This window comes from Rhizobium sp. BK098 (genome assembly GCF_014193155.1).
Lineage (GTDB): Bacteria > Pseudomonadota > Alphaproteobacteria > Rhizobiales > Rhizobiaceae > Rhizobium.
In genome coordinates this window covers 255,608-268,351 of sequence record NZ_JACHYY010000007.1, presented here as the reverse complement: position 1 = coordinate 268,351, position 12,744 = coordinate 255,608, and the positions used below count along the sequence as shown (strand labels likewise).

The window sequence follows — 12,744 nt, the reverse complement described above, 5'->3', positions numbered from 1 at the left end:
GATTTGGCCTTGGACTTGTGGCGATGAATGCCATTTCAGAATTTATTGCCGGACTTTGAGTGCGACCATGGACCTTTCCACGATCATTCTTCCCGAACACGTCTTTGTCGGCGTCTCCACTCCGACGAAATGGCGGGCATTGCAGATGCTGTCGTCGAAGGCAGCCCATTGCTTTGGCCTCGACGAGGCAGTGGTCCTGCGGGCGCTGGAGACGCGCGAAAAATTGGGCACGACGGGGATCGGCAATGGCGTTGCGGTTCCGCATGCCGCCATCGCTGCCATGACGAGGCCTCGGGGACTGATGGTGCATTTTGCACATCCCGTCGATTTCGAAGCCATCGACGACGTGCCGACGGAATGGGCTTTCGTGCTGTTGTTCGGAGAGGGCGGTCGGAGCGACTATCTGAACGTGCTTGCCGCGATCGCGAGGCGTTTGCGCACGGAAGGCGTTCTGACGGCAATGCGGCAGACAAAGAGCGCTGACGAACTCTATTCCGTCTTTATGTCCGACACAATTTGCTGACGACGCATTCGTTGGGCATCTGATGTCATTCGGGAATGTGATTTCACTTTTGTGGATTCTATGGGATGCTGTTCTCCACGGTTGCCGAAAACGGGAACTGTCTTCGTTACTTTATACGACCAAGTTGGTAGGGTTTAAGGACAAACGAAGGGGGTGTATTCATGCAGACGATAAAGCTTTCACGGCTTCTCGCCACGGCAGTTCTGATCGGCAGTTTCTCGATCGCGTCCGTCGCGCCGACCTGGGCGGCGGACAAGACGCTTCTTAATGTTTCCTACGATCCGACCCGCGAACTCTATAAGGACTTCAACACGGCCTTTGCTGCCAAGTGGAAGAAGGACACGGGTGAAACCATCAATATCAAGGCTTCGCATGGCGGTTCCGGCGCGCAGGCCCGCTCGGTTATCGACGGTCTCGATGCCGATGTCGTGACGCTCGCTCTTGAAGGCGATATCGATGCGATCGCCAAGGCGACGCACAAGATCCCCACGGACTGGAAGACCAAGTTCCCGAACAATTCCGTTCCCTATACCTCCACCATTGTTTTCCTGGTGCGCAAAGGCAATCCCAAGGGCATCAAGGACTGGGGGGATCTGGTCAAGGACGGCGTCGAAGTCATCACGCCGAACCCGAAGACATCGGGTGGTGCCCGCTGGAACATTCTGGCGGCCTGGGCCTGGGCCAAGCAGGCCAATGGCGGCGACGATACCAAGGCGCAGGACTATGTCGGGCAGCTCCTGAAGCATGTCCCGGTCCTCGACACCGGAGCGCGCGGGGCGACGACGACCTTTGTGCAGCGTGGTCTTGGTGATGTGCTGCTCGCCTGGGAAAACGAAGCCTATCTCTCGCTCGACGAGCTCGGCCCCGATAAATTCGAGATCGTAACACCATCCGTTTCGATCCGCGCCGATCCCCCGGTTGCCGTTGTCGACGGCAATGTCGACACCAAGGGCACGCGCAAAGTCGCGGAAGCATACCTGAACTACCTGTACTCGGATGAAGGTCAGAAGATCGCTGCGAAGCACTATTACCGGCCGATCAAGCCGGAAGCAGCCGATCCGAAGGATGTCGCTCGTTTCCCGTCCCTGAAGCTCGCAACTATTGACGACTTCGGCGGATGGTCTCAAGCTCAGCCGAAATTCTTCGCTGACGGGGGCGTCTTCGATCAGATCTATAAGCCGGGACAATAAGACTGAATGCATTCTATAACCCGCAAACGGTGGCGGTTACGGCAGCCGAGCGTCATTCCGGGATTCGGATTGGCGCTCGGCGTTACCTTGGCTTGGCTCATCTTCATCGTTCTCATTCCGCTGTCGGGACTGCTGTGGAAGAGCAGCGCGCTCGGCTGGCAGAATTTCTGGGCCCTTGCGCTTGACGTGCGCACGCTCTATGCGCTGCGCATGAGCTTCGGCGGCGCCTTCATCGCGGCGCTCGTCAATGCCGTGCTCGGACTTATCCTGGCTTGGGTGCTCGTGCGCTATCGCTTTCCGGGCAAGCGCATCCTGGATGCCATGGTTGATCTGCCGTTCGCCCTGCCGACGGCAGTCGCCGGTATTGCCTTGACGACGCTCTACGCGCCGAATGGCTGGATTGGGCAGTTCCTGACGCCACTCGGCATCAAGATCGCGTTCACTCCGGTCGGTATTGTCATTGCATTGATTTTCGTCGGCTTGCCGTTCGTGGTGCGCACCGCGCAGCCCGTCATGGAAGAGATCGACCGCGAGGTCGAGGAAGCGGCAGCGACCCTCGGCGCGTCGCGTTTCCAGACTATAACCCGCGTGCTCTTGCCAGGTCTTGCGCCGGCGGCGCTGACGGGGTTTGCATTGGCATTCGCGCGCGCGGCCGGCGAATACGGATCGGTCATCTTCATCGCCGGCAACAAGCCCTATGTTTCAGAAATCGCGCCGCTGCTCATCGTCATTCGCCTGGAGGAATATAATTATTCCGCAGCGACGGCGATCGCGACGGTGATGCTGTTCATTTCCTTCACCATGCTTTTGATCATCAATCTTATCCAGTCTTGGAGCAGAAGGAGATATGGCTATGGCGCATGATCTTTCTGCATCAGTCGAGACCGATCATTCCGTCATCACCGAAAGCCGGCTTGCGCGCATCGTCTTCATATTGATCTCACTCGCGTTCCTGACGCTGATGGTACTTCTGCCTCTCGCCGCCGTTTTCGTCGAGGCATTCCGCAAGGGGATCGAGACTTTCTTCGAAGCCTTGGTTGACGAGGAAACCTTCGCGGCGATCCGGCTGACATTGATCGTTGCAGGTATCAGTGTGCCGCTGAACCTCGTCTGCGGCATTGCTGCCGCCTGGGCGATCGCCAAGTTCGAATTCAAGGGCAAGGCTTTACTGACGACGCTGATCGATCTGCCATTCTCGGTGTCGCCGGTCATATCGGGCCTGGTTTTCGTGCTGTTGTTCAATTCGAACAGCATATTCGGCCCTTGGCTGCAGAGCCACGGCATTCAGATCCTGTTTGCGGTTCCTGGGCTGGTCCTGGCAACGATGTTCGTCACCTTTCCCTTCGTCGCGCGCGAACTGATCCCGCTGATGCAGGAGCAGGGCAGCGCAGACGAGGAGGCAGCACTTTCGCTTGGAGCGAATGGCTGGCAGACATTCTGGTACGTCACGCTGCCGAACATCAAATGGGGTCTGCTTTACGGCGTGCTGCTTTGCAACGCCCGCGCCATGGGTGAGTTCGGCGCCGTTTCTGTGGTTTCCGGCCACATTCGCGGCGAAACAAACACCATGCCGCTGCAGGTCGAGATTCTTTATAACGAATATAATTTCTCTGGGGCCTTTGCCGTTGCTACGCTCCTGGCTCTGCTTGCCCTTGTCACATTGATACTGAAGACGCTGCTGGAAATGCGCTATAGCGAAGAGATCGCAGCCAGCCGGCGTCACTGAAGGAATTCTTAATGGAAGTTCGCGTTCAAAACCTGCGTAAGGAATTCGGTCGCTTTCCCGCATTGCATGACGTGTCCCTGGATATCCGTTCGAGCGAACTGATCGCGCTTCTCGGGCCATCCGGCTCTGGCAAGACGACGCTGCTGCGCCTGATTGCCGGGCTGGAAACGCCCACGGAGGGCAAAATCTTCTTTGGCGAAGATGATGCTTCGCTGAAGACCGTCCAACAGCGTAATATCGGCTTCGTGTTTCAGCATTATGCGCTGTTCAGGCACATGACCGTGCTCGACAATATCTCCTTCGGCCTGAAGGTTCGCTCGGCATCGCGGCGCCCGCCGCGCGATGAAATCCGCCGCCGTGCAACGGAGCTGCTAGAACTGGTGCAGCTAAATGGCCTGGAGAAGCGCTATCCAACGCAGCTTTCAGGCGGCCAGCGCCAGCGTGTTGCGCTGGCGCGGGCCATGGCTGTGGAGCCGAATGTCCTGCTTCTCGACGAGCCCTTCGGCGCACTCGATGCGCAGGTGCGCAAGGACCTGCGCAAATGGCTGCGCGAGATTCACGACCGCACCGGCCACACCACCGTTTTCGTGACCCATGACCAGGAAGAAGCGCTGGAGCTCGCCGATCGCGTCGTCGTGCTCAATAAGGGCGCGATTGAGCAGGTCGGCACGCCGGACGAGATCTACGACACGCCGAACTCGCCTTTCGTCTATGGATTCATCGGTCAATCCAATCGCCTCAAGGTGCGCATCACCAGCGGCGAGATTTGGTTCGAGGACAAGCCGCTGGGGCTCAGCACGCCGCATGAGCCCGATGGCGAAGCCTATCTCTATTTCCGACCCCACGATATCGAGATTCGCGACGGCGATAGCGGCGCGATTGCGGGTTTGCTCGTTGCCAGCAGGCGCGTGGCAGGTACCCGCCATCTCGAGATCAACATCGGTGCCGAGCACGATCCTATGGAGATCGAACTGCCGCCGAACAAGGCGGACGCATTGGACCGCAACCGCATCGCCTTCAGGCCGACCCGTTGGAAGCTCTTTCGCAACGGCGTCTGACGATCAGTCCTCGGGGTGAGCGGCAGAAACGAAGCCGCCGCCCTGATAGACGATTGCGGGATCGTTTGGATCCTCAGTGGGCGTTCTCGACAGAATTTCGGCCCGCCACGGCGCTGCGCTATCGCGCGGCTTCCAGCCGAGGAAAGCTGCGTTGCTGTTGTCCCACCATTGTTCGTCATTGTCCGAGACGCCGTAGACGATCGTATGGCCAAGGCGCGGGGCGTTGAAAGCGCAATCGCACAGCGAGACGAAATCCCTGATGCTGAACCAGGTGGCGAGCATGCGCGTATTGCGCGGCTCCGGGAAGCACGAACCAATACGCACCGAAAGCGTTTCCTGGCCGAACTTGTCGAAGTAGAGGCTGGCGACAGCCTCGCCGAATACTTTTGAGACGCCATAGAGCGAATCTGGCCGTGTCGGCACCTTGTTGTCGATCCGCTCGTCGCGACGGTAGAAGCCGATCGTGTGATTGGAGCTTGCAAAAATGATGCGCGGCTTGCCGGCGGCGCGCGCTGCTTCATAAAGATTGTAGAGGCCGACGATGTTGCCTTGAAGGATCAGATCGAATGGCTTCTCGACCGAAATGCCGCCGAGATGGATGATCCCGTCCACGCCCTTGACCATTGCCTCGACGCCGCCACGGTCGGCGAGATCGCAAGCGACGAAACGCTCGTTCGGACGCAAGTCGCTTATCGGCGAGAGATCGGATAAAACGACATTCTCGGCAATTTGCGACAGAAGCGGCCTGATCGCCTGCCCGACGCCACCGGCGGCGCCAGTCAGCAACAAAGTCTTCAGCATGGATTGTCTCCCGGATCGGTCAATTGCGGGCAGCCTATAAGATGGTCCTTCGCCCGTCATCACATATATCGGTGGGATCAACACGAAGCATGTCGATAACGTCTAGGCTGTCTGTGGATGCCGCTGAGCGTCGTTGTCGAACGTTTCGAGACTGACGACCGCCTTGATGGGCAGATGATCCGACGCCATGCGCGCCAGTGGTGAGTCGTGCACCTCGACCGCGGAAATCATGCCTCGGCGATTTGCCATGATGCGATCGAGTGCCAGGAGTGGCAGCGTCGAGGGAAAGCTCGGAACAGCAGGGGGAAGCGGGCCGAAGGCGGCCTGGAAGGTATTGAGCGATGAGCGGTCGCCCAGCCGCCATTCATTGAGATCGCCCAGCAGAACGGTCGGCATCTCGCTGCCGCCGTTCATGAGGTCGACGATCAGGCGTGTCTGCTGGGCACGCGAGCGATGCAGCAGGCCGAGGTGCGCGGCAATGATTCTGAGGCTTCCTCCGCGCGCCAATTCCAGTTCGGCAATGAGTGCGCCGCGCGGCTCCAGCCCGGGCAGATTGATCTGATGGACATCGCGAACCGTGCCCTGCTTGAAAAGCACGACATTGCCATGCCAGCCATGGGCCTTGGTGACGCCGGTGATCGGCACCGGAATAAGCCCCGTCTCGCGCTCGAGGCGACGCAGATCAAGGATACCCGTGCGTTCCCCGAAACGGGTGTCGGCTTCCTGCAAGCCGATGATATCGGCATCGATTTCATGAATGACGCGACTGGTGCGTTCCGGATCGAAGCGACGGTCGGCGCCGACGCATTTGTGGACATTGTAGGAGGCGATCAATGTGCCTTCCGGTCGGTCCACCTGGCCGCCAGCCGGCTTGGGGCGCGATTTCTTGCGGTTCTTCAGGCTTTCCAGAATGCTCGCACGGAGGCTTTCTTTCTTCTTTCGCATCTATCCGTCGACCGTTCCTTGATCAGACCATGTCGGGCACATGGGAAAGAGTATAAGAAGCGATCGTTGGCCTTGTCATGTAAAAAGGCTGCGACCAGGCCAGATTGTTCGGCCGAGCGAGCGTCAGAGATAGGGCGAACCGAGCCAAAGCACCTTTTCGACAAGTCTGACGATGAAGGGCCGCGCCCGAAGCTTTTCGAGATCGACCGGATGCGCCGTTTCGAGGATTGCGCCGATATGCGCATCGATCGTGCCGGCAAAGCCGCGATCGAGCACCTCGAGATCCACCTCGAAGTTGAGCCTCAACGAGCGCGGATCGAGATTGGAAGAGCCGACATAGGCCCAGATGCCGTCGATGGCCAAGAGCTTGGAATGGTTGAAAGCGCCTTCGGCGCGCCAGATGCGGCAATAATTCTTCAGCATCTGGTCGAATTGCGCCGTCATGGCTCGGTCGACGAGCACGAGATTATTGGCTGTCGGCACGACGATATCGACCTCGACGCCGCGCCGGGCTGCTGTCACTAGAGCGCTGATCAATTCTCGATCGGGCAGGAAATAAGGCGACATGATGCGGATGGATTTGCGCGCCACCGACAGCGCACCAATCAGCATCTTATGATTGGTCTCGACGCTGCGATCCGGGCCGGAGGCGACGACCCGCATAAAGACGGGGGCACCCGGCTCGTTGGAAGGGGCGGCAATTCGCCACTCCGGGGCGTTCAGGACCTCGCCCGTGGTAAAGCGCCAGTCTTCGGCTGCCGTATTGAAGAGATCGGCGATTGCCGGTCCTGTGACGCAGAAATGCATGTCGCGGGCGCAGTGATCGCGAGCGAATTCGCGCGTAAAACCCTGGCGTATGTTCATGCCGCCGGTAAAGGCAATTCGCCCGTCGATGCTGAGGATCTTACGGTGGGTGCGCAGATTGGCGTAGGGCAACCGGAGGCCGATGATGACATTGCCGTTGAAGACGTCGACCTGAACGCCGCCCTGGCGCAGATAACCCATGATACTCGGCACGGAATAGCGGGCGCCGACGGCATCGATCAGCACGCGGACGCTGACGCCGCGTTTGGTCGCGCCAATCAGGGCATCGGCGATGCGAAGGCCGATCGGATCGCGATCGAAAATATAGGTTTCCATCAGGATGCTGCGTTCGGCGCCATCGATTGCGGCTTTCATCGCGGCATAGGCGACATCGCCGTTCGTCAGCATCTCGATCGTATTGCCGGTGCTCATCGTGTAACGGACGACCCGGTCGCCGAGCGTCTTCATCGAGCCGAAACGTTCGCCGAAGAGCCGCCGCACCTCGCCGTCATCCGCGTCGAAGCTGGAGAGCTCGCCATTCGCATCCTTGCGAAAGAGCGCATCTCGCTGCGAGCTGAGGGAGGCCCGGCGGATTCGATTGATGCCGGCGACAGCATAGAGGACGGCACCGATGATGGGGGACAGGATGATGACGCCGACCCAGCCGATCGCGGCGCGGACATCCTCTTTGGTCATGGCTGCATGGATTGCAGCGGCGGCCCCCATCGCGATGGAAAGGACGGCGAGAATTTGGCCCCAATGGGCGGCCACGAGGTCGATCATGATGCAAGTATATCCTTGCGCGCAAAAGCTGCAATGAGCCGGCTTGCGGTCATCAGAAGGCTATCGGTGCGAAAATTCATCCTATTAGATAATTTTAATTGAACCCCGTTGTCACCGCCTTCATAGTTAGGGTGCTTCGGCTGCTTCGCTACCGTCCCCCACGGTAAATCTGTCTTTCGTTTGAAGCGCCACTGCGGTTCGAGAGTCGAGACCGAAGAAGGCTTGACCTAGTGTCTTGACTGCTCGGGGGAGGCGTAAAGCCCGCATTTCAAGAACGGGCATTGTTCATCAAAACCATGTTCAATGATGCGAACGGAGAACAGCAGATGTTGGAACCTCGGGACGAATGGATCAAGAAACGCGCATACGCCATATGGGAAGAGGAAGGTCATCCTTCGGGACGCGACGCCGAGCACTGGGCGCAGGCGAGCAGCGAGCGTATTGCGCTTGAAATGACTGTAGCAAACGGCAGCACGATCGATATCAAACCAAAGGCGAAACGCAAGACGGCGGTCGCTGCGGCGGCTGTTGCCGAGGAGAAATCGGCCAAACCCGCGAAGAAAACGCCGAAGAAGGCTGTAGCGCCGAAGGTGTAAGGCGTGTCGGTCTCAAGAGTGTGGCGGAGACAGGAGCGGCCTGTTGGCAACGGCGGGCCCTCTCTCTTTCAAGAGACGGCGGCCGGCGGAATATTTGCAATAATTCCGGTGATTTGGCTCTCCTGCGCGACATAGTTGTCACACATCGATGCTACGAATTGCGAAGGGAGCTTAGCAATGGGTCGTAGCGACATCGATGATAGGGAAATGACTGTTGCCGCAATCGTTGCGGCGTGCTGCGCTGCCTGCTTTGCCAATGGGTTTGGAGCGATGCGATGACATCCCTCCTTATATTGACCGCGCTCTATCTGCTGGCCGCCTTGGTCCTGATTTTGATCATCGATCGTTCAGTCGGCATCTTTTTCCCGGCTTCGGCCAAGCAATCTGCCGCCGCGCGGCATGATCGGCGCTTCCGAATGCTTCCAGCCAATCTGCTGTTCAGTAATCGCAATTCGCCCGGGCGGATCTCGGAACCTTTTCTCTGACGACGGGTTGGTTTTTCGTCCTAACAAGGAGAAAGATCATGCCCCGAGGAGACAAATCGGCCTATACGGACAAACAGAAGCGCAAGGCTGAGCATATCGAGGAAGGATATGAAGACCGCGGCGTTTCCAATGAGGAGGCGGAGCGGCGTGCCTGGGCGACGGTCAATAAGGAAAGCGGCGGCGGCAAGAAATCCGGCTCCGGTTGCGGCCATTCCGAAAATCACGAATCGTCCGAAAAAGGTGGCAGGATCGGCGGACGTGCCGCCGCCAAACGGCCCGCAGCGGAGCGTTCCGCCTCTGCGAGGAAGGCGGCGGCGACGCGTAAACGCCACGAGCATAATGCGCGCAGCTAGCCTCCCCGTTGGAGGTCTCGCCGGACCTTTTTCACACGCCGAAGATGACATTCACAGGGCTTCTGGCGCATATGTGTAGCCCATACCGTCGGTCGCCACTTATCTTCTGTACCATCGGCGCTAAATTGTGGGCTTGCGATGCGCCGATGGTGACGGTGACGAGAATATGCCCGTCGCTACGACTGCCGCGGCTGACGTTTTCAATTCTCGGGAGTGAAAAACCGCATGGTTTACGAACTCTATTATTGGGATGGCATTCAAGGGCGCGGCGAATTCGTTCGGCTGGCGCTGGAGGAGGCGGGTGCGGAGTATGTCGATGTTTGTCGCGGACCGGCAGCCAAGGGGCAGGGAATGCCCGCCATGTTCGCCATCATGGGCGGAAAATCCGACTTCGATCTTCCGTTTGCGCCGCCATTTCTGAAGGACGGTGATCTGATTATTCCGCATGTGGCGAATATCCTGATGTATCTCGGGCCGAAACTAGGTCTGGCACCGAGGGACGAAGGAAAGCGCCACGTGTTGAACGGCCTGCAGTTGACCATCACCGATCTCGTCGCCGAGGTACACGACACGCATCACCCGATCGCAACGTCGAAATATTACGAGGACCAGAAGCAAGAGGCCAAAGCGCGCGCTGCAGAATTCATCGAAAACCGCATTCCCAAGTTTCTCGGCTATTTCGAGAAAGTGCTTCAGCAGAACCCCGAAGGATCGAGCCATATTTTCGGCGGCGAATTGACCTATGTCGATCTATCGCTGTTCCAGGTCTATGAGGGATTGCACTATGCCTTCCCGCGCGCGACAAAGCATTTTGAGCGCGATTATCCGCATCTGACTGCGCTGCACGCAGCTGTCATGAAACGGCCCAACATTGCTCGCTATCTTCAGTCCGATCGCCGCATTCCCTTCAATGAGAACGGCATTTTCCGGCACTATCCGGAACTGGACAAAGATGTGGCCTGAGCGATGCTGCTTTATCAATTCATTCCTGCATGCTGGATCATCTGGTTGTTGATCTGGCTTTTCGCCTCGTTCGGCGTCAAGAAGAGCGTGCGGCAGGAGGATCCGTGGTCGCGGCTCGGCAATACCGCGCCGATCTGGATCGGCGCCTTCCTGCTTTCAATCGATCCATCGTGGTTCGGCCCCTTACGATATCGTATCATTCCGCAAGACCCTACATCTTATGCAATCGGTGCTGCTTTGACCTTCATCGGTCTGATCTTCGCCGTCTGGGCGCGCTATCACATCGGCAGAAACTGGAGCGGCGTGATTACCCTCAAGGAGGATCACGCGCTCGTACGCTCCGGTCCCTATGCGCTCGTTCGGCATCCGATTTATTCCGGCCTACTGCTTGCCATCATCGGCTCGGCAATTGCGCGAGGCGACATCGCGGCGGCCCTGGCCATCGTCGCCGTTCTCTATGCCGTGCTGCGCCGTGTGCAGATCGAGGAAAGCTGGATGAGCGAGACCTTCGGCTCGGCGTATGCCGACTATAAGGCCAGCACGCCGGCGCTGGTCCCGTTTCTCGTGTAGCGTCAGACTTTGAGCGGCGATGCCGCCTTGAAAAAATCTGCCCAAGGATCGGCGCTCGAGTGGCCGAGGCGCGATGCCGCATTCTTGACCGTAAAGGAAGCAGGCCCGATCGTGTCGTCCAATTCTTCCCAATTGACTGGCATCGAAACGGCCGCGCCCTTTCTGGCGCGTGTCGAATAGGGTGCCACGGCGGTATTGCCGCGGCCGTTGCGCAGATAGTCGATGAAGATGTGACCAGCTCGTTTCGCCTTGCTGGCGACCGACAAATATGTCTGCGGACTATCGGCGCTCATGGCATGGGCGATCGCTTCGGCAGCATCTTTGATATCAGGCCAGGTCGCCTGCGGTTTGACGGATGCGACCACATGCAGGCCCTTGCCGCCAGAGGTTTTGACGAAGGAGGTTAGGCCCAGGGCAGCGAACCGCTCCCTGATCTCTTTCGCTGCAGTCACGACCTTGCTCCATGCGATATCCTCGCCGGGATCGAGGTCCATGATGATCATGTCGGGCTTTTCCCAATGATCGATCGTGGTGCCCCAGGGATGTATCTCCAGGGCGGCTGATTGGACGAGCGCAGCAAGCCCGTCGAAACTCTCGATCTTCAAAAGTTTCGCAGCGTCTTTGTCTTCAGGATCGGCGATTTCGGTGATGTGATGATTGATGCCTTTCCAGGCGTGTTTCTGGAAGAAGCGTGGCCCGTCGATACCATCGGGGCAGCGCAAGAGGGCGAGGGGGCGATTGATGACGAATGGCGACATGCGCTCCCACGCCACGGCATAATATTCGAGAAGATCATGCTTGGTAATATTATCGTCGGGCCAATAGACCCGCTCCGGATGGGTCAATTCCACCGACGTCTCGATGCCGTCATGAGTGGGCGTCTTTGCCATCTGCATGCGCTCCATCTTCCTCGACGCGAAGGTCCCGCGCCGGGCAAGACTAACATTGCCCGACACACAAAGCGACCGCTGACCGCACTTCACGGCATGAGCTGGCCGCCATTGACCTCGATGATCTGGCCGGTGATGTAGCCGGACAGGGTGGGAGAGGCGAGGAAGAGATAAGCGCCGACGCAGTCTTCCGGCGTGCCGACGAATCCCATGGGAATCGTCTTGCGCTGCAGTTCCATCTGCTCGTCGTTGGTATAGCGCTCATGGAACGGCGTCGCGATGACGCCGGGTGCGACGGCATTGACGCGGATCTTGTCGTTGACGAATTCCTTGGCATGCCCATGGGTAATGGTCGAGACGAAACCCTTGGAGGCGGCATAGAGAATTGCACCATTGCCACCGCCGTTGCGCGCGGCAATCGAGGTCGTGTTGATGATGAAGCCGCCCTGTTTTTTCAGGTGTGGATGAGCGGCACGGGTTGCCGCAAGGACGGAGCGTGCATTGAGGTTCATCACACGCTCATAATGCTCATCTGTCATTTCGGCGGTCGGCAGCCGCCCGAGCATGCCGCCGGCATTGTTGATCAGGCCGTCGAGGCCACCCAGCGCGTCTACCGCATCCTTGACGACGCTCTCGGTCCCGCCGTCTTGCGAGACATCGCCCTGAATGAGATGGACGGTTCCGCCGCCAGCCTTGATTTCATCGGCCAGCTTTTCCGCCGGTTCGCGGCTTGCATTGAAGTGCAGGCCGATTTTCATACCCTGTGCGGCAAAGGCGCGTGCCACGGCGGCGCCGATGCCGGTCGAAGCCCCCGTTATCAATACTCTTTTGCCGGCAAGATCGGGAATGCGAATGGACGCAAGCGATTGCGCGAGTTCTGCCATGACGACTCCTCCTGAACGTCAACCAATCATACGACGAAATATGGCTTTGTCTTATCAGGCCCGGGGGCGAAAAGGCAATCATGCCAAGCGCGACAAAACGACGACATGTCTTTTGTCGAGGAAGCGTCCGTAGTCGCCTGAAAATAAAAGGGTTTTTCTTGTTCTTGAAGTTA

General features: G+C 58.4%; 15 protein-coding genes. 10 read left to right on the top strand and 5 right to left on the bottom strand.

Features of this window, described 5'->3' with window-relative positions:
• Positions 1-67 precede the first annotated feature (67 nt).
• The 5 genes from FHT73_RS19620 to FHT73_RS19600 all read left to right on the top strand — a co-directional run bounded on the left by FHT73_RS19620 (position 68) and on the right by FHT73_RS19600 (position 4,497).
• Positions 68-523: a PTS sugar transporter subunit IIA gene (locus FHT73_RS19620; RefSeq protein WP_112337311.1), complete on the top strand. Its 456-nt coding sequence runs from the start codon at positions 68-70 to the stop codon at positions 521-523.
• A 161-nt stretch (positions 524-684) separates the two neighbouring features.
• Positions 685-1,713, top strand: a complete 1,029-nt coding sequence (locus FHT73_RS19615) for a sulfate ABC transporter substrate-binding protein (RefSeq protein WP_183714050.1) — start codon at positions 685-687, stop codon at positions 1,711-1,713.
• Between the two features lie 6 nt (positions 1,714-1,719).
• Complete coding sequence (gene cysT / locus FHT73_RS19610) at positions 1,720-2,577, top strand: sulfate ABC transporter permease subunit CysT (RefSeq protein ID WP_069609968.1); 858 nt, start codon at positions 1,720-1,722, stop codon at positions 2,575-2,577.
• Positions 2,567-3,439: a sulfate ABC transporter permease subunit CysW gene (gene cysW, locus FHT73_RS19605; protein ID WP_112337308.1), complete on the top strand. Its 873-nt coding sequence runs from the start codon at positions 2,567-2,569 to the stop codon at positions 3,437-3,439. The genes cysT and cysW overlap by 11 nt, the downstream gene beginning before the upstream one ends.
• Positions 3,440-3,450: 11 nt before the next feature.
• Complete coding sequence (locus FHT73_RS19600; protein WP_183714047.1) at positions 3,451-4,497, top strand: sulfate/molybdate ABC transporter ATP-binding protein; 1,047 nt, start codon at positions 3,451-3,453, stop codon at positions 4,495-4,497.
• 3 nt (positions 4,498-4,500) lie between these two features.
• Here the strand turns inward: FHT73_RS19600 and FHT73_RS19595 are convergent, their stop codons facing one another.
• The 3 genes from FHT73_RS19595 to FHT73_RS19585 all read right to left on the bottom strand — a co-directional run bounded on the left by FHT73_RS19595 (position 4,501) and on the right by FHT73_RS19585 (position 7,830).
• Positions 4,501-5,298, bottom strand: coding sequence for an NAD(P)-dependent oxidoreductase (locus FHT73_RS19595; RefSeq protein ID WP_112603892.1), 798 nt, complete (start codon positions 5,296-5,298; stop codon positions 4,501-4,503).
• Positions 5,299-5,400: 102 nt separating this feature from the next.
• Positions 5,401-6,243 (bottom strand): endonuclease/exonuclease/phosphatase family protein, encoded by an 843-nt coding sequence (locus tag FHT73_RS19590; protein ID WP_112603890.1) that lies wholly within the window; start codon positions 6,241-6,243, stop codon positions 5,401-5,403.
• A 123-nt stretch (positions 6,244-6,366) separates the two neighbouring features.
• On the bottom strand, positions 6,367-7,830 hold the full coding sequence (locus tag FHT73_RS19585) for a phospholipase D-like domain-containing protein (protein WP_112603888.1): 1,464 nt from the start codon (positions 7,828-7,830) through the stop codon (positions 6,367-6,369).
• Positions 7,831-8,156: 326 nt separating this feature from the next.
• Between FHT73_RS19585 and FHT73_RS19580 the strand changes: the two genes are divergently transcribed.
• The 5 genes from FHT73_RS19580 (at position 8,157) to FHT73_RS19560 (ending at position 10,797) form a co-directional block, all read left to right on the top strand.
• Positions 8,157-8,426, top strand: a complete 270-nt coding sequence (locus FHT73_RS19580; protein ID WP_112604057.1) for a DUF2934 domain-containing protein — start codon at positions 8,157-8,159, stop codon at positions 8,424-8,426.
• 293 nt (positions 8,427-8,719) lie between these two features.
• On the top strand, positions 8,720-8,911 hold the full coding sequence (locus tag FHT73_RS19575; RefSeq protein ID WP_246712159.1) for a hypothetical protein: 192 nt from the start codon (positions 8,720-8,722) through the stop codon (positions 8,909-8,911).
• A gap of 38 nt (positions 8,912-8,949) precedes the next feature.
• A complete protein-coding gene (locus FHT73_RS19570; RefSeq protein ID WP_112603882.1) occupies positions 8,950-9,264 on the top strand; it encodes a plasmid stabilization protein in 315 nt (104 codons plus the stop codon).
• 225 nt (positions 9,265-9,489) lie between these two features.
• Positions 9,490-10,227 (top strand): glutathione S-transferase, encoded by a 738-nt coding sequence (locus FHT73_RS19565; protein WP_183714044.1) that lies wholly within the window; start codon positions 9,490-9,492, stop codon positions 10,225-10,227.
• 3 nt (positions 10,228-10,230) lie between these two features.
• Complete coding sequence (locus tag FHT73_RS19560; protein WP_183714041.1) at positions 10,231-10,797, top strand: isoprenylcysteine carboxylmethyltransferase family protein; 567 nt, start codon at positions 10,231-10,233, stop codon at positions 10,795-10,797.
• Positions 10,798-10,799: 2 nt separating this feature from the next.
• Here FHT73_RS19560 and ligD read toward each other — a convergent pair whose 3' ends face one another.
• Both ligD and FHT73_RS19550 read right to left on the bottom strand, forming a co-directional pair.
• Positions 10,800-11,687 carry a non-homologous end-joining DNA ligase gene (ligD, locus tag FHT73_RS19555; protein ID WP_183714038.1) on the bottom strand — a complete coding sequence of 296 codons (888 nt, stop codon included), beginning with the start codon at positions 11,685-11,687 and terminating at the stop codon, positions 10,800-10,802.
• Between the two features lie 89 nt (positions 11,688-11,776).
• Positions 11,777-12,571, bottom strand: a complete 795-nt coding sequence (locus tag FHT73_RS19550; protein WP_112603876.1) for an SDR family oxidoreductase — start codon at positions 12,569-12,571, stop codon at positions 11,777-11,779.
• Positions 12,572-12,744 lie beyond the last annotated feature (173 nt).

What these genes read in the sequence shown, in the direction of transcription:
- FHT73_RS19615 (WP_183714050.1), top strand. Translation starts at nt 685, where the DNA reads ATGCAGACGATAAAGCTTTCACGGCTTCTCGCCACGGCAGTTCTGATC.
- FHT73_RS19620 (WP_112337311.1), top strand. Translation starts at nt 68, where the DNA reads ATGGACCTTTCCACGATCATTCTTCCCGAACACGTCTTTGTCGGCGTC.
- cysT (WP_069609968.1), top strand. Translation starts at nt 1,720, where the DNA reads ATGCATTCTATAACCCGCAAACGGTGGCGGTTACGGCAGCCGAGCGTC.
- FHT73_RS19600 (WP_183714047.1), top strand. Translation starts at nt 3,451, where the DNA reads ATGGAAGTTCGCGTTCAAAACCTGCGTAAGGAATTCGGTCGCTTTCCC.
- cysW (WP_112337308.1), top strand. Translation starts at nt 2,567, where the DNA reads ATGGCGCATGATCTTTCTGCATCAGTCGAGACCGATCATTCCGTCATC.
- FHT73_RS19570 (WP_112603882.1), top strand. Translation starts at nt 8,950, where the DNA reads ATGCCCCGAGGAGACAAATCGGCCTATACGGACAAACAGAAGCGCAAG.
- FHT73_RS19580 (WP_112604057.1), top strand. Translation starts at nt 8,157, where the DNA reads ATGTTGGAACCTCGGGACGAATGGATCAAGAAACGCGCATACGCCATA.
- FHT73_RS19595 (WP_112603892.1), bottom strand. Translation starts at nt 5,298, where the DNA reads ATGCTGAAGACTTTGTTGCTGACTGGCGCCGCCGGTGGCGTCGGGCAG.
- FHT73_RS19585 (WP_112603888.1), bottom strand. Translation starts at nt 7,830, where the DNA reads ATGATCGACCTCGTGGCCGCCCATTGGGGCCAAATTCTCGCCGTCCTT.
- FHT73_RS19565 (WP_183714044.1), top strand. Translation starts at nt 9,490, where the DNA reads ATGGTTTACGAACTCTATTATTGGGATGGCATTCAAGGGCGCGGCGAA.
- FHT73_RS19550 (WP_112603876.1), bottom strand. Translation starts at nt 12,571, where the DNA reads ATGGCAGAACTCGCGCAATCGCTTGCGTCCATTCGCATTCCCGATCTT.
- ligD (WP_183714038.1), bottom strand. Translation starts at nt 11,687, where the DNA reads ATGGCAAAGACGCCCACTCATGACGGCATCGAGACGTCGGTGGAATTG.
- FHT73_RS19560 (WP_183714041.1), top strand. Translation starts at nt 10,231, where the DNA reads ATGCTGCTTTATCAATTCATTCCTGCATGCTGGATCATCTGGTTGTTG.
- FHT73_RS19590 (WP_112603890.1), bottom strand. Translation starts at nt 6,243, where the DNA reads ATGCGAAAGAAGAAAGAAAGCCTCCGTGCGAGCATTCTGGAAAGCCTG.